At 61.5% G+C, this 24,622-nt stretch carries 19 protein-coding genes; 8 read left to right on the forward strand and 11 right to left on the reverse strand.

Translation table 11 applies throughout. The annotated features are described in order from the left end of the window. The first annotated feature begins 31 nt into the window (after window positions 1-31). Window positions 32-1,720, forward strand: a complete 1,689-nt coding sequence (locus C8D82_RS09830; RefSeq protein WP_116884105.1) for a phospholipid carrier-dependent glycosyltransferase — start codon at window positions 32-34, stop codon at window positions 1,718-1,720. Between the two features lie 148 nt (window positions 1,721-1,868). Here the strand turns inward: C8D82_RS09830 and C8D82_RS09835 are convergent, their stop codons facing one another. The 3 genes from C8D82_RS09835 to C8D82_RS21190 all read right to left on the reverse strand — a co-directional run bounded on the left by C8D82_RS09835 (window position 1,869) and on the right by C8D82_RS21190 (window position 4,503). Then, window positions 1,869-3,038 (reverse strand): cation diffusion facilitator family transporter, encoded by a 1,170-nt coding sequence (locus C8D82_RS09835; protein ID WP_116884106.1) that lies wholly within the window; start codon window positions 3,036-3,038, stop codon window positions 1,869-1,871. 81 nt (window positions 3,039-3,119) lie between these two features. Then, window positions 3,120-4,226: a zinc-dependent alcohol dehydrogenase gene (locus C8D82_RS09840; protein ID WP_116884107.1), complete on the reverse strand. Its 1,107-nt coding sequence runs from the start codon at window positions 4,224-4,226 to the stop codon at window positions 3,120-3,122. Next, complete coding sequence (locus tag C8D82_RS21190; RefSeq protein WP_165832985.1) at window positions 4,177-4,503, reverse strand: hypothetical protein; 327 nt, start codon at window positions 4,501-4,503, stop codon at window positions 4,177-4,179. The genes C8D82_RS09840 and C8D82_RS21190 overlap by 50 nt, the downstream gene beginning before the upstream one ends. 109 nt (window positions 4,504-4,612) lie before the next feature. Here C8D82_RS21190 and C8D82_RS09845 point away from each other — a divergent pair, with 109 nt between their 5' ends. Further along, complete coding sequence (locus tag C8D82_RS09845; protein WP_116884108.1) at window positions 4,613-5,731, forward strand: rhamnogalacturonan acetylesterase; 1,119 nt, start codon at window positions 4,613-4,615, stop codon at window positions 5,729-5,731. An 18-nt stretch (window positions 5,732-5,749) separates the two neighbouring features. On the opposite strand, the gene C8D82_RS09850 is transcribed toward C8D82_RS09845, so the two are convergent. Genes C8D82_RS09850 through C8D82_RS09870 form a run of 5 tightly spaced genes read right to left on the reverse strand, consistent with a single transcriptional unit; the run spans window position 5,750 to window position 13,694 of the window. Further along, window positions 5,750-7,558, reverse strand: a complete 1,809-nt coding sequence (locus tag C8D82_RS09850) for an alpha-L-fucosidase (protein ID WP_116884109.1) — start codon at window positions 7,556-7,558, stop codon at window positions 5,750-5,752. Beyond that, a complete protein-coding gene (locus tag C8D82_RS09855; RefSeq protein ID WP_116884110.1) occupies window positions 7,555-10,836 on the reverse strand; it encodes a DOMON domain-containing protein in 3,282 nt (1,093 codons plus the stop codon). Before C8D82_RS09855 ends, C8D82_RS09850 begins: the two co-directional genes overlap by 4 nt. After that, window positions 10,833-11,468 (reverse strand): hypothetical protein, encoded by a 636-nt coding sequence (locus tag C8D82_RS09860; RefSeq protein ID WP_133245140.1) that lies wholly within the window; start codon window positions 11,466-11,468, stop codon window positions 10,833-10,835. The genes C8D82_RS09855 and C8D82_RS09860 overlap by 4 nt, the downstream gene beginning before the upstream one ends. A 15-nt stretch (window positions 11,469-11,483) precedes the next feature. Continuing rightward, a complete protein-coding gene (locus C8D82_RS09865) occupies window positions 11,484-12,605 on the reverse strand; it encodes a prepilin-type N-terminal cleavage/methylation domain-containing protein (protein ID WP_116884155.1) in 1,122 nt (373 codons plus the stop codon). Between the two features lie 3 nt (window positions 12,606-12,608). Further along, window positions 12,609-13,694, reverse strand: a complete 1,086-nt coding sequence (locus C8D82_RS09870; protein WP_116884112.1) for a GntR family transcriptional regulator — start codon at window positions 13,692-13,694, stop codon at window positions 12,609-12,611. A gap of 194 nt (window positions 13,695-13,888) precedes the next feature. Here C8D82_RS09870 and C8D82_RS09875 point away from each other — a divergent pair, with 194 nt between their 5' ends. The 5 genes from C8D82_RS09875 to C8D82_RS09895 all read left to right on the forward strand — a co-directional run bounded on the left by C8D82_RS09875 (window position 13,889) and on the right by C8D82_RS09895 (window position 18,865). Next, on the forward strand, window positions 13,889-14,635 hold the full coding sequence (locus C8D82_RS09875) for an SIR2 family NAD-dependent protein deacylase (protein ID WP_116884113.1): 747 nt from the start codon (window positions 13,889-13,891) through the stop codon (window positions 14,633-14,635). Window positions 14,636-14,968: 333 nt separating this feature from the next. Further along, window positions 14,969-15,622, forward strand: a complete 654-nt coding sequence (locus C8D82_RS09880) for a ThuA domain-containing protein (protein WP_165832986.1) — start codon at window positions 14,969-14,971, stop codon at window positions 15,620-15,622. Window positions 15,623-15,701: 79 nt separating this feature from the next. After that, complete coding sequence (locus tag C8D82_RS09885; protein WP_116884115.1) at window positions 15,702-16,076, forward strand: hypothetical protein; 375 nt, start codon at window positions 15,702-15,704, stop codon at window positions 16,074-16,076. Window positions 16,077-16,093: 17 nt separating this feature from the next. Next, the gene (locus C8D82_RS09890; protein WP_116884116.1) at window positions 16,094-17,941 is read left to right on the forward strand and encodes a heparinase II/III domain-containing protein; all 1,848 of its coding nucleotides are present in this window, start codon (window positions 16,094-16,096) and stop codon (window positions 17,939-17,941) included. A gap of 33 nt (window positions 17,942-17,974) precedes the next feature. Next, window positions 17,975-18,865 (forward strand): S66 peptidase family protein, encoded by an 891-nt coding sequence (locus tag C8D82_RS09895; protein ID WP_116884117.1) that lies wholly within the window; start codon window positions 17,975-17,977, stop codon window positions 18,863-18,865. A 29-nt stretch (window positions 18,866-18,894) separates the two neighbouring features. Here C8D82_RS09895 and C8D82_RS09900 read toward each other — a convergent pair whose 3' ends face one another. Together C8D82_RS09900 and folD are read right to left on the reverse strand one after the other, a co-directional pair. After that, a complete protein-coding gene (locus C8D82_RS09900; protein WP_207776109.1) occupies window positions 18,895-20,241 on the reverse strand; it encodes a Na+/H+ antiporter family protein in 1,347 nt (448 codons plus the stop codon). A gap of 546 nt (window positions 20,242-20,787) precedes the next feature. After that, complete coding sequence (folD, locus tag C8D82_RS09910) at window positions 20,788-21,666, reverse strand: bifunctional methylenetetrahydrofolate dehydrogenase/methenyltetrahydrofolate cyclohydrolase FolD (protein WP_116884119.1); 879 nt, start codon at window positions 21,664-21,666, stop codon at window positions 20,788-20,790. Window positions 21,667-21,860: 194 nt separating this feature from the next. On the opposite strand from folD, the gene C8D82_RS09915 reads away from it, so the two are divergent. Further along, a complete protein-coding gene (locus C8D82_RS09915) occupies window positions 21,861-23,738 on the forward strand; it encodes a glycoside hydrolase family 99-like domain-containing protein (protein WP_116884120.1) in 1,878 nt (625 codons plus the stop codon). Here the strand turns inward: C8D82_RS09915 and C8D82_RS09920 are convergent. Beyond that, window positions 23,731-24,564: a helix-turn-helix transcriptional regulator gene (locus tag C8D82_RS09920; protein WP_165832987.1), complete on the reverse strand. Its 834-nt coding sequence runs from the start codon at window positions 24,562-24,564 to the stop codon at window positions 23,731-23,733. The two genes, C8D82_RS09915 and C8D82_RS09920, sit on opposite strands and share 8 nt — an antisense overlap. Window positions 24,565-24,622 lie beyond the last annotated feature (58 nt).

The raw sequence follows: 24,622 nt of genomic DNA on the forward strand, positions 1-24,622 counted from the left end.
TGAAATAAACCAACATAGTCAAGGATAACAGATGCTTTTGAAGATTTTTGATTCCAGACGCCTTCCGGTCACATTGCTGATCTTGTTTTACCTGGCAACCTATATCCTGCCGCTCGGCAGCCGTCAGATGATCCGGCCGGATGAATTCCGGTATGCGGAAATTCCCCGTGAAATGCTCGCCTCCGGCAACTGGATCACTCCGAAGCTCGTCGATGTCCGCTATTTTGAAAAACCGGCGCTGGGCTATCAACTCACCGCATTAAGCTTCAAATACTTTGGTGAAAACGCATTCGCGCTGCGCCTGCCCTCCGCGCTGGCCGTCGGCATCACCGCACTGCTGCTCTTCAGGCTGCTGAAAACAAACAGCTCCGATCCCCGTCTGCCGGTATTGGCGACCGGGATTTATCTGCTTTGCGGCCTTGTCTACGGTGTCGGCACCTTCGCCGTGCTCGACAGCCAGCTCACGGCGGCGCTGACGCTGACCATCGGTTTCTTCTATTTCGCCTGGAGCGCGCGAACCCGGCTGGCGACCGCGGCATGGCTGGCCGCCGTCGGAGCCGCAACCGGAGCCGCTTTCCTGCTCAAGGGGCTGCTGGCTTTCGCGGTTCCGACCGTGGTGATCGTCCCCTTTCTGCTCTGGCAGAAGGAGTGGAAAAAGATTTTCGTCTATCCGTGGCTTCCTTTCGCCGCGGCCCTGCTGGTCGCATTGCCGTGGGCGCTGGCGATCCACCACCAGGAACCGGACTTCTGGCGTTACTTCATCGAGGAGGAGCACTTCAACCGTTTCACCGGCAATACCTACGACCGGGACCCGGAACCCTTCTGGTACTTTATCCCGGTCCTGCTCGGCGGTATGCTGCCGGCCGGCCTCTACTGCACCGCAGCCTGGATGGGCTGGAAACGCGAGCTGTTCCGCCGGCCGCTGTACCGTTTCCTGCTCTGCTGGGCAGTACTCCCGTTCCTGCTCTTTTCCGCCTCAAGCTGCAAGCTCGGCACCTATATTCTGCCCTGTTTCCCGCCGCTGGCCGCCCTGATCGCAGCCGGTACGCTCGAAGCCTTCCGGCTGCGCCCCGGCTCCGCCCGGAAAATTCTCGACATCACCTTCAAAAGCCTCGGCCTGCTGCTGGCCGCCCTTGCCGTGATCGCAACCGTCGGCCTGATCGTCTGGCGGTTCATTCCCGCCCTGCCCGAGCTCTACGGCAAATGGAATCTTTTCCCGTACCTGACGCTGCTGGCCTTGCTGGCGTGGGGAGTCGCACTGATACGCAGCCGCCGCTGGACGGCGCCGGTGCAGTCCGCCGTCTTTCTCTTCGGCATGGCCCCGGCGATCGTATTCGGGTTGAATGCCGTTCCGGATATCGCCCTCGGCGACAAAGCGACGGCCGTCGGCATCCGGCAGTGCCTGGAGGAAATACCGGTACGGCGCGGCGACATCATCCTGGTTGACCGCGGCACGCTTCAGGCGACGGCCTGGCTTCTGAAACGAACCGATCTCGTGCTGATCGGCAAGCCCGGAGAACTTCAATACGGGCTGAACAACTATCCGGAATATGCCTCACGCTGGTATAAGGAAGAGGAAACGGACAAGCTGCTCGCCGCCAGTCATCCCGGAAGCCGCTTGTTCATCACCTTGCGGAATCTCAAAAAAAAGCCGCTTCCGCCTGATTGGGCAGCCGAACAGGTCGTCACCCGCAACGGCATCAGCGTTATCCGTTTCTGATACGCGAAACGCCCCCGGTCATTTTGCCCCTTTTACGGATATCAAGTGTTCTGAAATATCTGTTCCGAGGCTGGAATTTCGGAGAAACCGCGTTGTTCTAATCGCATATCCTGCAGTTTTTTCCGGACGGCTCCGCCGGTCCGCGTTGTCAGACAAAGGTATTCTCCACCACCGGCGAGACCTTCACTCCGGGATCGCGTTCCCGCAGGATCGTCTGTATCCGCTCACGCAACTCCCGGTTGCTCAGCGCATAATTGCGCGGCACCAGCAGATTGAAGCGCAGATGCCGGCAATGCGCCGTTTTCGCCATCCGGAAGTCATAGACCCGGAACCGCGGGTCGATCGATTCTGCGGCGTTCACCGTCGCCAGCCGCCACGACTTGTATTCGGGGTCGTCGCGGTCGAACGGATCGCAATGCAAAGTGAGCTGGACCGGCAGCGCCAGCGCCACCTCCCGCTCCGTCCGTTCCAGCGAATCGTGAATCTTCACCGGATCGCAGTCGGAATTCACCTCGGCGTGGGCAGTTGCAAAATACCGGCCGGGACCGTAGTTGTGCAGGATCAGGTCATGAACGCCGCAGATGTCGGGATTTTCCAGCATCTTGCGCTCCAACTCCTCGACCAGTTGGCGGTCCGGGCACTCGCCCAGCAGCGGATTGACCGTGTCCCGCACCACCTTGATGCCGCCGAGAATGATCAGCACCGCCACCGCGACACCCGCGTAACCGTCCGCCGGGAAGCTGGTGAAACGCGACACCGCCGCCGACGCCAGCACCACGGAGGTGGTCAGAATATCGCTCAGGCTGTCGAACGCCGTCGCCTGCAGCACGGTGGAGTCGATCTTTTTCCCCAGTTTGCGGTTGAAGAGGAACATCCAGAACTTCACCGGAATCGCCAGCGCGACCGCCAGCATCCCCCAGTTGGAAACCACCGTTTCAACCGGGTGAAAAATCCGCTCCGCCGCACTCTTGAAGAAGTCGATGCCGACCGCGATGATGATTACCGCGATCACCAGCCCGGCCACATATTCGAGCCTGCCGTGGCCGAAGGGATGTTCATCGTCGGCCGGTTTGGCCGCCATCCGGAAGCCGATCAGGGCCACCACCGAAGAACCGGCGTCAGAGAGGTTGTTCACCGCGTCGGCCAGCACCGCAATGCTGCCGGAAATCAGCCCGACCGTCATCTTCGCGGCGAACAGCGCCACATTGCAGGCGACACCGACCATTCCGCCCAGTTCGCCGTATGCCTGGCGCACTTTCAGATTGCCGGTATTCTCCGGTTCTTTCACAAACATCCTGACCAGAAACTCGGTAAACATCTCTTCTCTCCGGTTACACAAAAATCCGGCGCGGTTCCCGATGGGGCCTGCGCCGGACAATGGATCAAAAGACGGATCGCGTTATTCGACGACCACCGCGACCTTGATGCCCTTCATATTCACGTTGACCTCCAGCGCCTCCTGGATGTTCTCCAGCGGGATGTGGTGGGTCACGAGCTTTTCCATCGGCAGGCCGATTCCGGCCGCGCGGCGCAGGAACGCGAACGCGATCGGATAATCCTGCGGCGAATAGACCCAAGAACCGACCGCGGTGACCTCCTTGTTGCAGAGGTCGTAGTGCGGATCGATCGTGCAGGTGCCGCTCGGCAGGAAGAAGCCGACTTCGCAGAGACCGCCGCCGCGGCGGACCATCTTCCACGCATTCGCGGCCGCCGCCGGAACGCCGGTGCACTGAAACACAAATCCGGCGCCGAGGCCGTCGGTATCCTTCTTCACTTCCTCAAGCATATCCTCGAACTTCGCATATTTGGTGAAGTTGAAGGTATGGGTCGCGCCCATCTCTCCGGCGAGTTCGAGGCGGTTGTCGTTGCCGTCCACCGCGATGATATTGTCGATGCCCATCGTGCGCAGCACCGCCAGCACCATCAGTCCGATCGGGCCGCAACCCTGCACCAGAACCTTGGTGTTGAAGTTCAGCAACCCGGTGGTCTTGGCGCGCTCGACCGCATGGACCGCAACCGCCGCCGGTTCGATCAGCATGCGCTGGTCGAGGGAAAGACCGTTCACCACGAAGAAAGTCGAATTCGGACGGATTTTCAAATACTCGGCATAGTAGCCGTTCAGGTGGGTATCGTCGTCCGGGAACAGGCCGTACACGCCGCAATGCTCGCAGAGGTTGGTGCGCGCCGGAGTATTCTGACAGGCGCTGCACTGGCCGCACGGGATCACGCAGGTCACGATCCGGTCGCCGACCTTGACCGGAAGACCGGCGGAGTCATGGGTGATGTTCTTGCCGAGCACTTCGATCACGCCCGAACCTTCATGACCGAGCACCACTGGGCAGAGACCGAAAGGATCGCGTTTGTATTCATGGCCGTCGGTGCCGCAGACGCCGCACCCTTCCACCTTGACCAGCATCTCATCGTCGCCGATCGGCGGAATCGGGAATTCCTTGATTTCAAATTTGCCGGGAGCGACCAGCACCGCAGCTTTCGCCATCTTTGCCATGATTACACCTCTTTACTGATGGGTTGCCCGGATCGGCGGAGCCGTCCGGAAAACTGTAGGATATACGATTAAGATAACGCGATTTTCCCAAAATTCCAGCCCCCGGAACAAATATTTTAGAAATCCGGAATGAAAATATCTTTTCATCCTCCATCTGTATCTTTTTCTCTGCAATTCCGGCAAAACGGTTACATCCCCCCATTTTCCCGATTGGCCTTTTCACTATCCCCGCTGCGAAATCCACCGGTTTCGATACAGTCGCTCCATGAAAAATCAATTTTCCTGGGAATTACCTCTTGCGTTTTGACATGAAATATTGTATAATTACATTGTGACTGTGTCAGATTATCACTTTTTGTTTCACCTAACAGGAAAGGATCGGTTTTATGAAACTCAACTGGCTGTTTTCCCTCGCAATGCTGTCCGGCTGCCTGACGGCGGCGGAACTGAAGGTCCGGAATCTGGATTTCTCCGAAGGGGAAAAACACTGGCGGAATGCCTACCCGGATGTCGTTCAGACCGGATTGGAGGACGGCAAACTCAAGATGACCGTCCTCAAGGAAAAGGGCTCGCACGGCGCATTCGTCCAGTACTTCGCCGCCGCGCCGCACACGAAGCTGGTGTTCAGCGCCGACGTGGAAAGCGATCAGCCCGGCATCGCCTACCTCAACGTCAAGCTGAACAAGGACAAACAGGAGTTCGCCTCGCTGAATTCTCCGACCGCCCCCGGCGGCAGGCAGCGGCTTGAACTCTTCTTCGACACCGGCGACGCCGATGCGATGGCTGTATTATGCCGGGTTCAGCCGATGGCCGGAGCCGTCGGCAAAAACGTCGTCTTCAGCAACCTCGCCCTGAAGCCGGACACCACGCGCAAAATTTTCATCGCCGGGGATTCCACGGTCGAAAACTGGAACCGCTCGGGAGACCGGGCCGGCTGGGGGCAGATGCTTCAGAAATTCTGCCCTCCCGATGTGCGGGTCATCAACCTCGCGGTCGGCGGGCGCAGCACCAGAAGTTTCGTCGCTGAAAAACGGTGGGAGAAGCTTCTGGCGCAGCTCTCGCCCGGCGATCTCGTGCTGATCCAGTTCGGCCACAACGACCAGAAGAAGGATTCCCCCGAACGCTACGCTCCGGCCGACGGCAGCTATCAGGAGTACCTGAAGCGTTTCATCGCCGACGTGCGCGAACGCAGGGGCGAAGTCGTCCTCTGCACTCCGGTCGCCCGGCGCATCTTCGACGGCGCGAAAGTCCGCAACACCCTCGGCGGCTATCCCGAAGCGGTCCGCAAGGTCGGCGCCGAAACCGGCACTCCGGTGATCGATCTCTACAACGCCACCGTCGCGGCGCTGGAAAAGTACGGCCCGGAAAAGAGCGCCGAACTCTTCTATGTCACGCCCGAACAGCAGCCCGACCGCACCCACTTCAACCGCGCCGGCGCCGAACTCGTCGCCGGAGAAGTCGCCCGCGCGCTCAAGGAGAAGCAGCTCCCCGCTCCCCGGGAATAGGGACGCCGCTTCGCGAAGTCACAGCCGGACCAGCCGGAGTTCCGCCAGCGTCATGGCCAGCGCCTCCCGGTCCGGACAGTCGAGCATCCGCAGCGAAATCTTCCGCCGCCCGGCTCCGTTCAGGGAGAGCGTGCCGGCCTCCGCGCTTCCGCGTATATAACACCGGTCGGAAGCGGACGGGTCGGGACGGCCGTTCAAGGTGGCGACCAGCACGTTCGCGGCGCCTCCGTCGCCGCTGACGGCCAGCTCCACCTTCTGCCCGGTTTTCCACGCCGCGCCGTGAATCCCCGAGACGGTGACCACTTCGACCCGGTACCGTCCCTCCTCCGGGAAGTACGCTTCCCACTCGATCCGGTCGGCGGGGTTGTGCCACTCCGCCAGATTGCCGGTCCGGTCCAGACAGCAGTGGCTGACGGCGGGATGACGTTCCCCGGCGGCGCCGAGGCCGCGAAGCTCCGCCGGTTCCACGGCGGCCTCCCGCTGCCCGTGACGGATCGTTCCCCGCGCGGCAGGCAGCCGCAGGACATGGTCAAGCGGCACGAGGTCCGTACAGACTGCCGGAGCGTTCCGGCACGCCAGCTCCAGCGTCACCACGGGCAAAAGCCGGGCACGCAGCCATTCCGGCAGGCGGATGGTCAGGCAGCGGCCGCCGGAACACCCGAATTCGACGGGGCATTCCGGCTCCGCCGCAGCCCAGCAGCGGACCACCACCTCCTCCAGACCGTACAGCCGGATTTCCGGCCGGAACTCCCGGATGATCAGATGAAGCCGGGTCCGTTTTCCCGGTCTTTGCTCCACGGTCACATATCCCCAGTCAAATGAACATTGAAAGGGATTCGCGCCGCAGCCGTAAACCGCGAAGCCGTACCGTTCCAGCCACTTGCCTGTCTCCCGCAATACCCGGACGGTCTCCGGCGGAAAGGAGCCGTCCGGCATCGGCCCGACGTTCAGCAGGTAGTTGGTATCCTTCTCCGCCAGCGAAGCCAGCAAGGAGAGCACTTCACCCGGAGTTTTCCAGTCGTGGTCGTTCCACTTGAATCCCCAGGTGCGGTTCAGCGTTCCGGGCGTCTCCCACATCCCTTCGGGGGGGGCGGCGGGAAGCTGGTTGTCGCCGTAGCTGCCGTAATCGCCGAAGCCATGCCCGATCCGGGTGTTGATCAGGCAGTCCGGCTGGAGTTTACGGACCAGTTCCACGATCCTGCCGGACTCCTCGCGGGAAATCGTCAGCGGGCAGTCGAACCACATGATGCCGACCGGCCCGTAGCCGGTCAGCAGCTCCGTCAACTGCGGAATCGCCTTTCCCTCGAAATAGCGCCGGAACCGTTTTCCGCGATGCGCGGGATAGTCCCAGTCGTTCCCCCACGACATGCCGTGATTCTTCGGGCTTTCCGGTCCCGGGTCGCCGCCGTCCGGGTGGTGCCAGTCAAGGTCCTGCGAATAATAGATGCCCAGCTTCAGCCCGTACTTCGGACAGGCGGCGGCCAGCTCCGCCAAGGGATCGCGGCCGAACGGCGTCGCATCAACCACGTTATAGGAATCCACCCGGCTGCGGTACATCGCGAATCCGTCGTGATGCTTGGCGGAAAAGACCAGATAACGCATACCGGCGTCACGAGCGGTGCGGCACCACTGCTCCGCGTCGAACCGCTCCGGATTGAAACGCGCCGCCAATGCCCCGTATTCGCGATTGGGAATGCGGAAGCAGGCCTGAAGCCATTCGCCGATGTACGACATCTCCCTGCCGCGCCAGATGCCGCCGGGGATCGAATACAATCCCCAGTGGATGAACATGCCGAAGCGCGCCTCGGAAAACCACTGCGCCCTCATTGCCCGCGCCGTCCTTTCCCGACCGGGATCATCCCGAACTTCGACGCGTCGCAGAAGTTCCGGGCGGTGCCGAACAGCATCAACTGCGCTTTGCGCCCGTCGCGATCGCCGAAAGAGCCGTTGATTCCGGCGTCAAACCCGAACCGTTCCGGCGGATTGCCGTCCGCGCGGACCAGCTTCCACGGGATGGTCAGGCCGATCCAATACTCCTGCCGATCCTGCGCTGCTCCGCACAACCGCACCGTCTCCGCCGGGAGTTCCGGCAATTGCGGGCACCACAATTGCGGTTTCGTTTTTCCCGCCACCGGCGGCAGGATCAGAAACTGAAGGACGTTCCGGCCGTACTGCGCTTTCCCCAGTCCCTCCGCCGGTGTGCGGAAGTCGAAGAAAAGCTCGACGCAACTGCCGAGCGCCCCCGGCCACACCTCCGGCAGCCTCGGGTGAATATCGCGGACCCGCCCCGCCACAAAAAGCGCCTCGCGATTCCAGCCGAGCCGGAAACCGCCGGAGAGTTCGGCGGGACCGCCCCAGAAGTGCGCCTCCTGGATGGAAGCCGTGTCGGAGGGGCGGCCGAACACCGCTTGCTCAATCCGGTCAAGTTTCAGTTCAGGGGCAAAGCCGTCCAGCGCGTCGCCGGCGGCAAGCACAAAATTTTCCGGCACTTCTCCGGCGGCGCCGGAGGCTGAAACACCGATCCGGCAGCCCCGGGTCAGTTCCACATTGTTCGGCAGCCGGAGCGTGACCGGCAGCTCAAATACACTCCCTTTGGCTCCGGCCTCCAGCCGACAGTCGAACTTCACCTTGCGGCGGCGTCCGGGGCGGATTGCCACCTCCTCTTCCCGCGGCGAAACAACAAGCCCCGGAACCGCGCCCGCTTCAAGCCGGGCATTCCAGACTTCGTCGCCGGTGTTGAGCAGCGTCAGAGCCACGGAACCCGTCCCGCCGACGATGTTCTCAACCTCGACCGCGCTGACCGGCGAGGAAAGCACCTCCAATTCGCCATCCGCCAGATGCACATACCGCGGCATGGTGGTCAGCGGCAGCAGGAACACGCCCCGCCCGTCCCGTCCGGCCCCCGGCACGGCGCGGAATATCCGGCGCTCACCGAAGACGTTCACCGTTTCCAGCTCATTTCCCGGAGCGGTCACCAGCACATCCGCCGCAGCATCCGCGGCCCACAGCACCGCGACCCGTCCCGCCGCCGCTTTACTGAAAAGCGCGCCGCGCACCTCGCCGGAATCCAGCCAGCGATACGACTTGCCGGGATCGGCGCTCTCAAACTGCGCGGCCAGCACCGCGACGGCCAGACTGAGCAGGCTCGGAGTGCGTTCACCCGCCGGAGTAGCTGAAAGCAGCGAAAAATCCGGCTCCCTCTCCGTCCATGGTTTACCGTCTTTCGGCCACTCCGGGTTCCAGCCGAAGAAGATGAACCCCTCCGAACCGGATGCCAGATTGATCACCGCGTTTTTAACGATCGAAGCCGAAGCCTCCCACTCGTCGTTAACCCGGCCCGGCCATGAAGCCGTGGAGACGAAGCCGGTCCGGCGCTCCTTCGCCGCCAGCGCCACCGTCTCCGGCGGAATCGGCCGGTCCGCCTCGTAGCGGAGCGCCTGAAGCACGCCGGTCTCGGAGTTGAAACGCCGGATTCCGGCAGGCGCCGCCTCCCGCACCTCCCCGAGAAAACGGCGCAGGTTCGCCTGATCCGGCTGGCGCGGCGTGGTATAGGTGTGATAGGAGAGCACGTCGAAGTTGCCCGTCGCTCCGGCTGCCAGCGCCCGCTTCATCCACGGCAGGAAACTGCCGGTGCCGCAGACGCCGTAGATGCGGACGTCGGGATCGACCGCTTTCACAGTACGGTAAACCGTCCGGCAGACCTCGGCGTAATCCTCCGGATGCTCCGGCATTCCATACGCGTTCGGTTCGTTCTCGATCTCGTAGTGCCGGATCCTGCCGCGATAACGTTCGGCGCTCTCCCGCAGGAAACGGGCGTACTTTTTCAGGTCCGGGAAGCCGCCGCCCTTCGCGCTCGGCCACTGTTTCATCCCGCGCGGATACTCCCGCTCGCGGTGCCACGCCGAGTAGGGATAGCTCTGCAACGAAACGAAAAGCTCCCGCCCCGCCATCAGTTCCCAGTCGAGCGCGGCGTTCCAGTTCCACTCCTGCGGAGGCGCGGCCGGATCGTGTTCAGGAGCCGTGCTGTGGTCCACGAAAGCCGGTCCCTGCACCCATCCCCAGCGCAAATACTTGTGGGCATACCGCAGCGGCAGCGCGTCGGGCCAGAAACCGAAGGCTTTCACGTCGCAGTCGTGCAGTCCGAAAAGCCCCGGCCCGGCCGGTTCCGGACGGCGCGCGACATGCAGAAAATTCTTTTTCACCCGGAACGGGGCCGACAGTCCGTCGATCGAGATCACCAGATGGTACACGTCGCTTTGCAGCAGGGCCGGGGACATCACCGGGACCATCGTGCTGCACCCCGGTTCCAGAAGCCGTTTCTCCTGCCGGACGTTCCGAATCCGGTTCACCTCCGATTGCAGTTCATAGCGGAGGGTGACCTCCCGCCGTTCTTGCGTACTGTTCAGCAGTTGAACCAGCGGATAATCGCGTTTTTCCGGGTCGGAACCGATCACATAGGTATCGAAGCCGTGCACGGCGGCCGTAACGCCCCCCTGCCCCGCCGGGACCAGCCGGCCGGAGTAATCCCGTTCCCAGCCGACCGAAAAGCTCCCGCCGCCGCCTTTGAGCTCAAGCTCATCGACCAGCGATGCGGAACAGCCGAGCCGCTGCACGGTGAAGTTTTCCGGCAGCTTCACCTCCAGCGTTTCGCCGTTCTCCTGCGTCAGTCCGGCCCGGCCGTTTCCCCACGTCAGAAGCAGTTTATGCCACTTGCCCGGCGCCTGCGTCCCCCGGGAGTCGGCCCGGCCTTCGCCGGACTCCAGCCGGAACCTCCGCTCCTGCGACGGGCCGGCGGGGATGACGACTTTCAACTCCCCCGCCGGGCCGCCCAGCGTCAGCACCTCCTTGGCCGGACGGCGCATGCAGTCCTCCACGAACAGCGACACGCTCCCGGCTTCCAGCCCGGTCAGGTGCGGCGCCAGCTCATAGGTGAAACGGACCATTTCAAACGGCAGCCGGTTTCCCTTCGCGCCCCCGGCAACCGGGGCAACCACCGGCACACGCAGATTCAACCCGCCCCCGGAAGGGTAGACGGGAAGCTCCGCCGCACCCGACAACAGCGCCGGGCCGCAGCAGAGCGAGGCGAGGATCAGACAGTGTTTCATCCCCTTCCTCCCTGCTCCGTCACGATGGTCAGCACCGGCAGCGACGAAGCCGCATAGCGCCGGGCGAATTCGCTCGAACGGATCCGCCAGGCCGCGGCGGCGTTCTTCTCATCGGCGGCTTCCAGCCGGAAACCGATCCACCCGGCCCCGGCGGCAACCGCCTTTTTCAATTGTTCCGTCACATCGACCACGACCGGCCGGGAGAGATCCGCCGCCCGGTTCGGCAGGATCACCCCGGCTTTCTCTCCCGCGCCGTCATCGGCCAGACCGATCTTGCCGTCGGCTTCCGTGCCCCAATAGACCCACAGCACGGTTTCCGGCCCGGCGATGCCGGGAGTATCCGGGTGGCACCCGGTTCTGCCGTTCAGGGTCACGGTCAAAGTCGCCTTGGCGACCGCCGATTTCTCCGGCAGTTTGTATTCAAGCACGCTCCGGTGGATGCCGTTCCCGAGCTTTCCGGTCAACAGCTCCAGCACCGGTTTCTCCTGCGTATGCGTCAGCACCGATTCGACCACGCCGTCGCCGTTGCGGTCGATCAGCATTCCATCCGCGGCGGACTGAAGTTTCAGCTCCGCGCCGTTCAGCAGCATCGCGCCTCCGCACGCCAGGGTCAGAAAGAACAGTTTTTTCATCTTCATACTCCTTTGTTATCGTTCCACTTTCCAGTATTCGTTCTCATTGTTGATCAGCGCGGCGGTCGGCACGCTCTCCACATGGCCGTCCAGCCAGATCGCATTGCTCCGTCCGGAATGCCGCGCATACGGATACGCATCCGCCCATCCCCAACTGATCAACTGCCCCCAGCCCGTCTCCGCCGTGGAATCCGCCGCCATCAGCGTCCGCGACGGCTGCGAAATCCTCGAAAGTTTCTTCCCGAGCGCAGTATTGCTCGCCCCGGCACCGAGATGCATGTAGTTGATCCCGTACATCACCCATGTATGGCGGTTGCTGTATTTCGCATAATATTCCTCGTTCGCAAGACTCCGCACCGGGCAGCGCGTGATCAGGCCCTTATCCGCCGAATGCGCGCTCCACGCCACGTTGGTATCGTTGTTGAAAAAATAAACCGTGGTAATCTGGATCAGCCAGTTCGGATAGATGCCCGCCCCGCTCGGCGACGGGTAAAAGCCATCGTAGTCCCCATGATAGAAAGTCATCAGTCTGGAAATCTGGCTCTGGTTGCTCACGCAGCTGATCGCCCTCGCCTTGTCCCGCGCCTTGTTGAGAGCCGGCAGCAGCATCGCCGCCAGTATCGCTATGATCGCAATCACCACGAGCAGCTCAATCAGCGTAAAACTGCAGCGGGATAGTCTCCGACGGAGGATTTCGCTCCAGCCGGAGCGACCAGCGCTTTCGCCGCTGGACCACGACCGGCAAGGTGCCGGTGCCGGGTACGGGGCGGTGCAGTGCAAAGACGCGGTCGATCGACGGCGGAAAAAAGATCCGCAAAAACGTGAAGTTGTCTTCCCGCTTTTCTGCGGAAAAACAACTTCACGTTTTTGCTCCGACTTGCCGCCTGCAGAGCATTGGCAGAGGCGTGAGAGCTTGCGGGAAATGAGAGAGATGTTCGGATTGGTTGGTACGGGGAGAGATGCGGCGCTGGTCGCCGCTTTCTCTCCCCCGAACCCCTCTCTTTTACGCAGAGCGGAAACAAGGGACCGGAAGGTATGAAGTGACGGCACGCATGGAATAATACCGTTCAGAAATTTGATCAGTGTGTAATAAACCGCTGACCTGCCGCCGGAATGGAAACGCTTCTCTTCGAACATGGGTTACTCCTGATGGTTGATGATGAGTTTCGAGTCTATTTTGATATAACTTACAAAGCCGCATTCCGAGTCGATATCGATGTTGTCGAAGATCAGCCTGCCGAGCGTCTGCGCCATTTCGACATGCGGCGGCGCAATCGTGGTCAGGCGGTAACTGTCATATTCGCTGTTGTTGTCGAAACTGATCATCTCCGGCGGACGCTTCGCTCCGCGTTCGGCGAAATAATCGATGATGCGGGCGGCAAGCTCGTCGGTGCTGACGATCAGGCCGCAGCCGCTTCCGTTCTCCATGCAGTTGCGGTAAATCTGCTCCAGTCCGACCCACTCCTCCGGTTTGTTCCGGCCGTCGCTGAGACGGCGCATCGTAAATTCCACGCCCAGCAGGCGTTCCCGGTTGAAGTCCAGATAGTTCTTCGAGGAGATTTCGCGGCGGCAGTAGGCGATCTTCCGGATTCCCTTTTCCATCAGGTACTTCGCGGCCAGGCTCCCCTCGCCGAAGATATTGACCGTCACCGTGTGGAACGGCCAGTGCATCCAGCTCATCGCGCCGGACTGGTAGACGAAAATCTTATTGTGATACTGGAAGAAGAGATCGGAATTTTCAATCAGGAATTCGTCCTCTTCCCCGCGGACCGACAGAATGAACGCCGCAATTCCCGTCTCCGTGAGCCGCAGCAGCTTCTCCTTGAGTTCCGCCCGGTCCCGCACATCATCCAGATGAACGTCCTCCAACGTAAAATCCTCGGCGGCCAGCGCCTGCTGCAGAGTCCGGCGGAACTCCCCGGTCCAGTGCAGATACTCGTAACTGTTCCGGCTGTGGATCACGCAGATCCGGCGCGTCATCTCACATTTGAGCTGGCGGAGCAGATTCGGATTCACCGGAGCGGACACCCTTGTTCCCGCGCGTTTGCTGCGGCTGACGATCCCGCGCCGCTCCAACTGCTTGATGGCCCGGTAGGCGTTCATTCTGGTCGTGGAAAATTTCCGGGCCAGCTCCTGCTCCGACTCGATATGGCTCCCCGGCGACAGTTGTCCGTCGATCAGCCTCCCGGCCAGGTGCCGATAGATTTCAAATTGCTCTTGATTCACAGCGTCAACCGGTTTTAATGTTCAATTCTCTTTGAATATTATACCAAATAATGTTCTTTTTGTCAAGAGCATAACTGAAAAAAACTGAAAAAAAGGGGAATCCCAGAAGTTGCGCAGCGGCGGAGCACCGCTTGCAAAACCGTCCGCCGCGCGGTATGTTAACTCCGGTACCCAACCAAGACGGAGTTATCATCATGTACGAAGAACTGAAACAGATGCTGCAGGAATCCAGACGCACCCTCGCCTTCACCGGAGCCGGCATCTCCACTTTGTCCGGCATCCGGGATTTCCGGGGCAAAAACGGCGTTTACCTTGAACCGTGGCACGGCAAATCCGTCGAAGAGATTCTGTCGCTCGACTGCTTCCTCGCCGAACCCGCGCTGTTCTACGGCTGGGCCGCCGAATTCCTGTACCGGCTGGAAGAGTTCCATCCCGCCGCCGTCCACCGCGCCCTTGCCGGGCTTGAACAATCCGGCCTGCTGCGCGGCGTATACACTCAGAATATCGACCTGCTCCACCAGCAAGCGGGCAGCCGCCACGTTTACGAACTGCACGGCAGCCCCGCCCGGCACCACTGCCTGAAATGCCGGAAGCAGTTCGGTTATGCCGAAATCGCGCCGCTGGTGCTCGCCGGAAAAGTGCCTCGCTGCGGCTGCGGCGGCCTCGTCAAACCCGATATCGTCTTTTACGGTGAAAACCTCGACGAAGCCCTGCTCAACCAGGCATTCGCCGATATGGAAAAAGCCGAACTCGTGCTGGTGCTCGGCAGCAGCCTGACCGTCCAGCCCGCCGCCTCGCTGCCGATGGCGGCCAACTACGGCGGCGGCAAAATCGTGATCGTCAATGCCCAGCCCACGCCGCTCGACCGCTACGCGGCACTGCGCTATGACGACCTGCAAAGCGTCTTTGAAGAGCTTGAAAACTGGCTGGAACACCGGTGACGCGCGCCATTTTCCCTCGCCGCCGACGGTGACGCCGGCATCCTCGAATTCGCGGACGCCGGCCGTCTTCCCGTGAAAGCGGCACACCCCGGCACGGTGCGGAAATTACAGTGCAGTGCAGAAATTCCGCCCGCGCCGACGATTGCGATGCGAAGCACGGTCCCGCGCCTCCCCGCCTGGTTGTCCGGCGGTTTTCAATATGGTTCCGATTCGCCGCAAATGCAATCCCCGTTCCGGGAAACTTTCCGATTTTTTAGCCGGATACGATTGGCAAAACGGCGGCATGAGTGCTAGAATATACACAGTAACAGCTTATTCAACAGGATGGATCAAATGATTATTTTCGTCGCAGACGACCATTACGAATCGTTCCCCGGCCGCAACACCTACGAGGAGATCGCCGCGGACTACCCCGACATGAAATTCATCGAAAACGACTGGAGCATCTTCACCTCCGTCGACCTTGCCGGAGATTGCGATCTCTTGATCCTCAACATGATCGCCGACACCTGCAATCTGCCGGTCCCGGATGAGGCCGCCGCCGAAGCGGTGAAGAAGTATTGCGAAGCCGGCAAGAACCTGCTGCTGCTGCACGGCGGCAGCTCCGCCTTCTGGCCCTATGCGTGGTTCCGCGAGCTCGTCGGCATCCGCTGGGTGCGCGGCAACGATCCGGACGGATTCGTCGCGTCGTTCCATCCGCACGAGCCTTACAAGGTGGTGCGCGCCAAGTGCCGCCACCGCCTCGTCAACAAACTCGTCGAGATGGATCTGCCGAAAGACGAGATCTATACCGGGCTCGAACAGACCCGGCCCGTCTGGACGCTGATGAACACCACGATCAGCACCGGCACTTTCCCGCAATGCACCGAATCGGCGACGCCGTGGGGCGGCCGCGTGATCAACTTCCTGCCCGGTCACGACAAGTCCGTGACCCGCCACCCCGATTTCATCGCCAACGTGAAACTGCTGATCGACGACCTGCGCTGACCTTTCGGCCCCTTCCCGGCTTTCCGGGAGGGGGATTCTGCTTCGGGAAACCGGCAATCGAACAAGGGGGAACGCATTCATGAGATTTCGCGGCGAACCGGTCCCGCCTTCGCCCGGCGGCGAACCGCCGATGACGCAGGAGTTCAACCGCCGGCTCTACGGGTTGGTACTGCCCGCTCTCGGCGGATTATGGGCGCTTTACACCATCTTTTTCAGCCGCCGTATCCGGCTTCCCTCCCGTTACGGCCGTGGAACCGAGTTTTTCGGCGCCGACGCGGTGCTGATTGCGCTGATCGTGCTGGAGAGCTGCGTTCTCGCGCACCGCATCCGCTTCTGGTACGAACTTTACCAGTCGCCGCCGCAATTCTGGAAATGGCACGACCAGCTTCTGCTGGGGCTGATCGTGCTGACCGCGATTGTTTTCAGCCTGAATCTGTATTATAAATTCTTCTGACCGGAGAGGTTCGTCAAATGCTCAGTGAAAGATTGATTTTCCCCCTGACTCCTGTACCCGTATTTCCTCCGCTGCGGGAGCGCGCCGCATGGCGGGCCATGAGTGAAATTCCCCGGAACCGGCGTTTTCTGGGAAACCGGATCCTGCCGCTGGCCCAGAACGCGCTCACCGCGCCGATACCGGAGCTTCCCGCCTCGCTTTTCATGGAGTTCGTGCGCATCGGCGACCGCAAGCACTACGAGAAGCCCTATTTCCAGCGGCGGCAGATGCTGGAAGCCCTGGTTCTGGCCGAGGGTTACGAATACCGGGGCCGCTTCATCGACCGGATCATCGATTATTTGTGGGCAATCATGGGCGAATACACCTGGTCGCTGCCCGCGCATGTGAATTCGGGCGGCGATCCGCTGCCGGAGCTGCCGTTTGAAATGGTGGACCTCTTCTGCGCCGAGACCGGCATGCTGCTGGCCCAGACCTTGAATTTCATGGAATCGGAGCTGCGGGACGTTTCTTTGAATCTCGTCTCCGGCATCCGCCGCAACCTGCAAAAGCGCATCATCGAACCGTGCGAGCGCGAACCGTTTCCCTTCTGGTGGGGGCACGGCTTCAACAACTGGAGTCCGTGGTGCGCCTCCAACGTGCTGGGCGTCGCGCTGACCGTCCTCTCCGGCCAGCCGGAGCGGCAGGAGAAAATGGTCCGCAGCCTCGCCGCGATCATCGACCGTTATCTGGATCTCTACCCGGCGGACGGCGGCTGCGACGAGGGGCCGAGCTACTGGGGAGTTTCACCCGCCTCCATGCTGATCTTCCTCGAAGAACTGTATAACGCTTCGGGCGGAAAAATTTCCATTTACGATGAGCCGCTGGTCCGGCACATGGGCGAATTCTTTGCGGACTGCTATCTTGACGGCGGCTGTTTCACGCCGTTCTCCGACGCGGCGGTCCGGTTCGATCCGCCGGTCCCGCTCTGCCGGCGCTACGGCGAGCGCACCGGCAGCGAAAAACTGAAGAATTTCACGCTGCGGATGCTGGCCGGCCTGAACGGGGAACCCTATCAGCCGTACACCGGATATACCAGCACTTCGTCGCTGTTCCGAATGCCCGCCTTTCTCTTCTGGCTGCCCGCCGAAGAGGTTCCGGCGCCGCCGGCGGCGGACTCGGTCAGCTATTATCCGGTGGTCCAGCAGCTTTTCGTACATGCGGGCAAACTCGCGTTCGCGGCCAAAGGCGGCCACAACGCCGAAAACCACAACCACAACGACCTCGGCCAGTTCATGTTTTTCCACAGCGGCGAGCCGATGATCGTCGACCTCGGCCGGTGCGAATACACCCGGCACACCTTTTCGGAACGCCGTTATGAAAACTGGGTGCTGAATGCCCTGGGGCACAATCCGCCGCTTTTCGACGGCGTCGGCCAGCACGACGGCAAGGAGCACCGAGCCGCCGATGTGCGTTTCTCGCAGGAGGGGAACCGCGTTCAACTGGAGATGGAGCTGGCGGGAGCTTTCCCGGCGGAGCTGGAGCTTGTTTCCGTGCGCCGGAGCATCCGCCTCGACATCGGCAGCGGCGAAATTCAGGTCGAAGACCGCTGGGAGAGCCGCCAGCCGCACACGGTGCAGTGGAATCTCTACACTCCGGCAAAAGTCGCCGTCCGGCCCGGAGAAACGGAGTTCCGGAACGGTTCCGCCGTGATGCGCCTGACCCTGTCGGGCACGCCGGTTTCGGTTGCCGCCGCCGTGCCGGAAAATCCTGACCCGGAACTGACGCACAGTTGGGGCGCGCCGCCGTGCCGGGTCCGCCTGACTGCCGAAGCGGGTTGCTCCGGGGCCGTTACGATGCGGTTCACCTTTCCGGCTTCACGCAATTGAACACCGCGCACGCCGGGAAGTGGAGTCCAGACCATGCTGATACCTGAAACATTCCGCCGGATCGGTGTTTTCGCCCCTGCCGGAAAACTCGCGCCGGAGCTTTTTCAAAGCGGCGCGGAGCTGCTGGAAGCGGAGGGCAAAAGCGTCCGCGTCGCCCCCCATGTCCGGCAGGAGTATCCGGTCCGCTATCTGGCCGCCTCCGCCGAAAGCCGGGCGGAAGAGCTGACCCGCCTCTGGCTCGATCCTGAAACCGACCTGCTGCTCGCGGCGCGGGGCGGTTTCGGCTGCGCCCATCTGCTGCCGCTGCTGGACTGGAAACAACTCGCCACCCGCCCGGAACTTCCGCTGGTCGGTTACAGCGACGTGACCGTACTCCATTACGCGATGCTCAAGACCGGCGCGGGAACTCCAGTCATCGGTCCGATGCTCGGCAAGCTCGCGCAGGCCGCCGATGACCCGTACACCGCCGGGCACTTCCGCAAAGCGCTGCTGAAAACGCCGCGCGAAGTGGAAGCGCCGCCGGAATTCGGCCCTGTCCACATCCTGAAACCGGGAAACGCGCAGGGGCTGCCCCTGCCCGGCAACCTCGCGGTCGCAGCCACCCTCGCCGGAACCGGCTTCCTGCCCGATCCGGCGGGGAAAATCCTGTTCTTCGAGGATCTGAACGAGCCGGTCTACAAGCTCGACCGCTACCTGACGCAGCTGGAACAGGCCGGTTTCCTGCGCAATGCGGCCGGAATCGTGTTCGGCCAGTTCAGCGACTGCGCGCCGCCGGAGGAGCTGGAACGGCTCTTCGGAGAAGTCGCGGCGCGGTTCGGCGGACCGGTCCGGATGAACTTCCCGTTCGGCCACGTGTTTCCGTTCGCTTCACTGAACTGCCGCCAGTTGGTCGCGCTTGAAAGCGACCGCATCTGCTGCTGCTGACGAAAGAGCCGCAACCGGCCGGATAATCATCAAAGCACCATTCCCGCTACCCAGCCCGCAGCCAGCAGCGGCAGGTTGTAGTGCAGAAACGTCGGAATCACCGAATCATAGATATGGTCGTGCTGGCCGTCGGCGTTCAGCCCGGCGGTCGGCCCCAGCACCGATTCGGAGACCGGTGAACCCGCGTCCCCTAATGCTCCGGCGGAACCGACGATCGCGATGGTCGCCGCCGCCGACAGCCCCATCGACATGCACAGCGGCACATAGATCGCCGCAATCAGCGGCACCGTCGAAAACGACGAACCGATTCCCATGGTGATCACCAATCCGATGAACAGCATCAGGAACACCGCCACGCCTTTATAGTCTCCGGCAAAACCGCCGACCACCTTGACCATCTCATCGACGCCGCCGGTGGCCCGCATCACTTCGGCAAAGCCGGAGGCGGCGATCATCACCAGCCCGATGCCTCCCATCAGATAGACGCCCTGCGTGAACACATCCTGCGTATCGCGGATGCGGATCACTCCGGCGCACACGAACACCAGCACCGCCAGCACCGACGCGACAATCAGCGAATCCATCAGGAACTGCCCCGCCAGCGCCACGGCGATCGCAACCATGCCGACGCCGACATTGAAGAGGCTGATCTTCTTCGGTTCGACCTCCCTCAGCTCCCGATCCGTGGCGCTTTTGCTGTAGTCCCGCGGCTTCCGGTAGGAAAAAAAGATCGCGATCAGCAATCCGGTCAGCATGCCCGCCGCCGGAATCAGCATCGCGCCGGGGGCCTGGCTGTTCAACACATCCATGCCGCTCTTGCGGATGCTGCCGAGCACCACTTCATTGATATAGATTTTCCCGAAGCCCACCGGCAGCACCATGTAGGGAGTGATCAGGCCGAAAGTCAGGATGCAGGCCACCATGCGCCGGTCCAGGCGGATCCGCTCGAATACCGGCAGCAGCGGCGGAATCAGCACCGGAATGAATGCGATATGCACCGGAATCAGGTTCTGCGACGAAATCGCGATCAGCGTCAGGATCGCAATCAGCGAATACTTGAAACAGAAGATCTGTTTTTGCGTGACCTGCCGCCCGATGCAGGCGAACAGCTTCTGCGCGATCAGCTCGGTGACGCCGGAGCGGGAGATCGCGATCGAAAAAGCGCCGAGCATCGCGTAGTTCATCGCGATACCCGCGCCGCCGCCGAGGCCGCCGTAAAACGCCTTGACCGCTCCCCCCGTCCCCAGCCCGGCGATCACGCCGCCGAACACCGACGCCAGGATCAGCGAAAACACCACATTCAACCGCAACGCGGATAACGCCAGCAACATCACCACCGACAGCAACACCGGGTTGCCCAGCATCGACCAATCCATCAACTCTTTCCGTTCTTTTTTTCTTTATATCGTATATACGAACCGATCCGTTTGGAAAACATGACCGGACAACCGCACTGCGGACACCGCAACGGCCCCTTTTCCATGAGCTCATACAATCCGGCCAGCGGGAAAAATTGCCCTACGATCTTCAGCCACCAACCGGCCTTGCGCCTTTCCCGGACTCCCTGCCCCCGAAAGGAACACTCCGGGCAGAACATAAACTGGTTGACATCAAACGCCAGCAACGTCCCCCAACCGGCCAGAATCACTCCCGCCACTGATAACAGGAACTCCGCCCATCCCACGATCCGCGCCGTCTGAGTGCTGTAACACCGCCCTGGCAACACGAACATCAGGATTTCAAGACCACCGGCCAACAGCCAACACAAAGCCCCCTGCCCGATCCGCTTCCATGCACAAACACGAAGCTGCTTGCGGGCCTCAGCCTGCGGCTGCAGCCACTCCCCGCAGAAGCGGCAGCGACGCGAAACGCCATATTCCGTTTCGCCACAATGCGGACAAGTCCTCGGAGTTCTCAACGGTTCAGCGGCGACGTTCGCAGGCGGTCACGGCGTTGCTCATCAGGATCGCGATGGTCATCGGGCCGACGCCGCCCGGCACCGGGGTGATCGCACCGGCGACCTCGACCGCCTCCTGAAAATTCACGTCGCCGACCAGCTTGTTCTTGCCGGTTTCCGGGTTCGGAATGCGGTTGATGCCGACGTCGATCACGGCGGCGCCCGGCTTGATCATATCGCCGGTCACGAATTCCGGCTTGCCGATCGCGGCGATCAGGATATCCGCGTCGCGGGTGTACTTTGCGATATCCGGCGTGCCGGAGTGAACCACGGTCACAGTGGCGTTCGCCCCCTTCGCCTTCTGCATCAGCATCGCGGCCAGCGGCTTGCCGACGATGTTGGAGCGGCCGATCACCACCGCATGCCTGCCGGCGGGATCGATGCCGGACTTCTCCAGCAGCACCAGCACTCCGTAGGGCGTACAGGGGCGGAAACCGTCGGTCTTGCCGATCAGCAGCTTGCCGACGTTGCGCTCATGGAAGCAGTCCACGTCCTTATCCGGATCGATCGCGGCGATCACCTTCTCCTCATCGATCTGCGGCGGCGGAGGCGACTGAACCAGAATGCCGTCGATTTTCGGGTCACGGTTCAATTTGTCGATCAAATCAAGCACGTCGCTCATGGAGGCGTCGGCAGGCAATACGCGCTTGTCGGAGTAGATGCCGAGCTCCGCGCATTTCTTCGCCTTGGAATTCACATAAACCTGCGAAGCGGGATCGTCGCCGATCAGCACGACGGCGAGTCCGGGAGTTTTCCCCGCCGCCTTCAACTTCTCCACCCGTGCGAGGGTCTCTTCATTCACCATCCGGGCTATCGCCTTGCCGTCAATGATTTTCGCCGCCATAGTCACCTCATATCTGTAAGAGTGTAAATATTTTAAAATACCACCGCAACGGCGGCTTTTCAAGGCGGCCGGCCTGCTCTGCAGGAATAAATTCCGGTTCCGCCGCCGTCTTCCGCCCGGGCTTGACCTCCCGGACGGCTGTGCTATATTACATCAGGATCAGTTGAAACTTCCAAACCGGAGCGTTTATTGTCATGTCCAGAACTGTTTTCATCCTTCTTTTGCTCCTCTGCCTGCAACTGCCTTCCTTCGCTGCCGCCCGGAGAGCCTACACCCATAACTCGGAATACCTCCGCGACCACATTTCGGATCTCATCAGCAACTGGAATGGAGCCAGACTCGAGGCGACCTCAGCGGATTACGCCACGCTGAATCTGCGCAACGGAACCCGGCCGATCAAATTCGACCAGAAGGAGCTGCGCAAGAGGAACGGCCGCTACCTCTACATGAACATGCGCGTCAAGGAAAAAGAGAGCCGGTACGGATTCCTGATCCTGCCGGACAACGCCGGATTCATTCGTTTTCCAGTGGTTGCGGACGGCAACTTTCACATCTACAACATCGACCTCGCCGACGAGAACGGCAGAATCCGCCGGCCGGAATCCATCGTTTTTTCGGACAGCGGCAAATCGCAGACCATCCATCTGCTCGGCTTCAGTCTGGTCGGCAATCCGTCCGGCCGCTCCGATGTCCGGATTCTCGACGTCGGGACGGTCAACCACGAACTCTATTCCGGCGTACCCAATCAGCTCTATTTGCTGCTTCACAACACCGGCGGCAAAGTTTCCAACAACCTGGAGCTGGAAAGCCTGAAACTGCCGTTCCGGGTGGAGGAGAGCAACCGCTTCCGCCGGAAACTGCCCGCGATTGTGCCTCAGGCGAGAAAAACGGTGCTGATCGACATCACGCCCCGCACTCCCGGCTCCGGAAAGCTCTCCGCCGAAGTGGCCGACAAGGAGGGGCTGTCGAAATTCCAGCGGACGCTCAAGGCAGTCACCCCTCCGCCCCTTCCCGGCGGCTCCGCTTCCGGGATGCCCGTTCCGTCGCCGCTCCCGACGATCTGTAATGTGGCGGCCTTTTATACGCCCCGCTACACCACGGCCGACAGCTGGAAAAACGTCAGCGAATACACCCCGGGCCGCCGGCCCGTGCTCGGCTACTACGATGTGTCCAAGCCGGAAACCATCGACTGGCAGATCAAGCTGCTCACGGAAAACGGCATCAACACGCTGTTCATCGACTGGTATGAAAAGCAGGGAAAACCCGCTCATCCCGAATGGTTCGAGGCCTACCGGCAGGCCCGGCACCGCAAGCTGATCCGCTGGGCGATCGCGTGGGACAACAGCAACGCGGTCAACTCCGCCGATGAATTCAGGCGGATCGCCGCACTCTGGATCGCCGGCTATTTCCGCCGGGAAGGCTATCTTCACGTCAACGGCAAACCGGTCGTGCTGATCAAGCAGCCGCTGCGCCTCGACCGGAATCTGAGCGGACAGCTCGGAGCCTGCCTCGCGGAGACCCGGAAACAGGCTCAGGCCGCCGGGCTTCCCGGCATCTGTTTCATCGCGGGGCTGACTCCGTTCCCGAACCAGAAGAACGTGGACCATGTGCGCGAAATCAAGTTCCTGCTGGCCAACGGTTTTGATTTCGTCACCGACGTGGTGCACACCTCCGCCGAAAAGCCCGGCGACGTGCCGGGCGTCCTCGACTTCGAGGAGGTGGCGGACCTCAATACCAGAATGTGGGCGCAACGCCGCCGGACCGCCGCCTCGAACTACATTCCTTTCGTGACGACCGGCTGCAACGACTATCCGCTCCGGCGGGATTCCGCCGAAATCATCGAAAACCGTACCCCTGAGGAGTTCGGCAAGCTCTGCAAAAGCGCCGCCCGCTTCATCGCCGTGAACAAAGCGCCGTTCTTCCTGATCGGGCACCTGAACGATTTCGATCGCGGCGCTTCCATCGAGCCGAACTCCGAGGACGGTTTCCGGTACTACGAGGCATTGCGCGACGAAGTGATGACTCCCGGCACCCGCCCGCCGCAGAATTACGGACCGACCGCGCTCAGGTGACGCCGCCCCCGGAAATCCGGCGGAGAAACTCCCGCGGCGAGCAGCCGGTGTGCTTCCGGAATACCGTACTGAAGTAGTTGCTGTCGGAGAATCCGCAGCGCCGCCCCACTCCGGCGACCGTATGACGCGACGGCTCCAGCGAAAACAGCAGCTTCGCCTCCCTGATGCGCCGTTCCGTCAGGAGCTCCCGGAAACTCCTGCCGTTCGAGGCGCGGCGGATCGCACTTCCCAGATGGTTCGGATTCACCCGCAGAATCTCCGCCAGATCGGCGAGCGCCGGTTCCTGATGATATGAACGGTCGATAAACCGTTCGCACTGTTCCAGATAGTACGCATCGGAACGTTTCTTTCCCCCCGGAGGCCGCCGCTCCCGGCATCCGGCCAGCTCCATCCGGACCAGTTCGGCAAGCCAGCGCGCGTGAAAACGAATTCCGGCAACCGACTTTTCAGCCAGTTCGGCAGGCTGCCGCCCGACGAACTCCGGCGGCAGTTCTTTTCCGAAACGGAAATACCCGATATAGGCGATCGCCGCCAGGTAGCCGTCGAGCAGGACCGGCGCGGCGCAATCCCAGATTCCGTTCGGACAGCAACCGCAGAAGGAACGTCCGCAAGCGGCCAGCAGCTTGCTGCGCGCTTTGTTTTCGGAGCAGACTTTCAGGCCGCCCGGCCGAAGCTTCGCCCACCGGCAGAACTCCCCGTGATGATAGTACTGGTCGGAAGCCAGCGCCAGTTCCGGGTACTCGACGAATCCCGGATGCAGCACCTCCAGATTCACCACCGCTCCCAGCTCAAGCTCCAGTCTCCGCATCGCGTCGGACAGCTTCATACCTGCCTCCATTTCCGTTTTCTGTGATAATTTAAGATTTTTTCGCGGAAAATTCAAG

The organism is Victivallis vadensis, from assembly GCF_003096415.1.
Lineage (GTDB): Bacteria > Verrucomicrobiota > Lentisphaeria > Victivallales > Victivallaceae > Victivallis > Victivallis vadensis.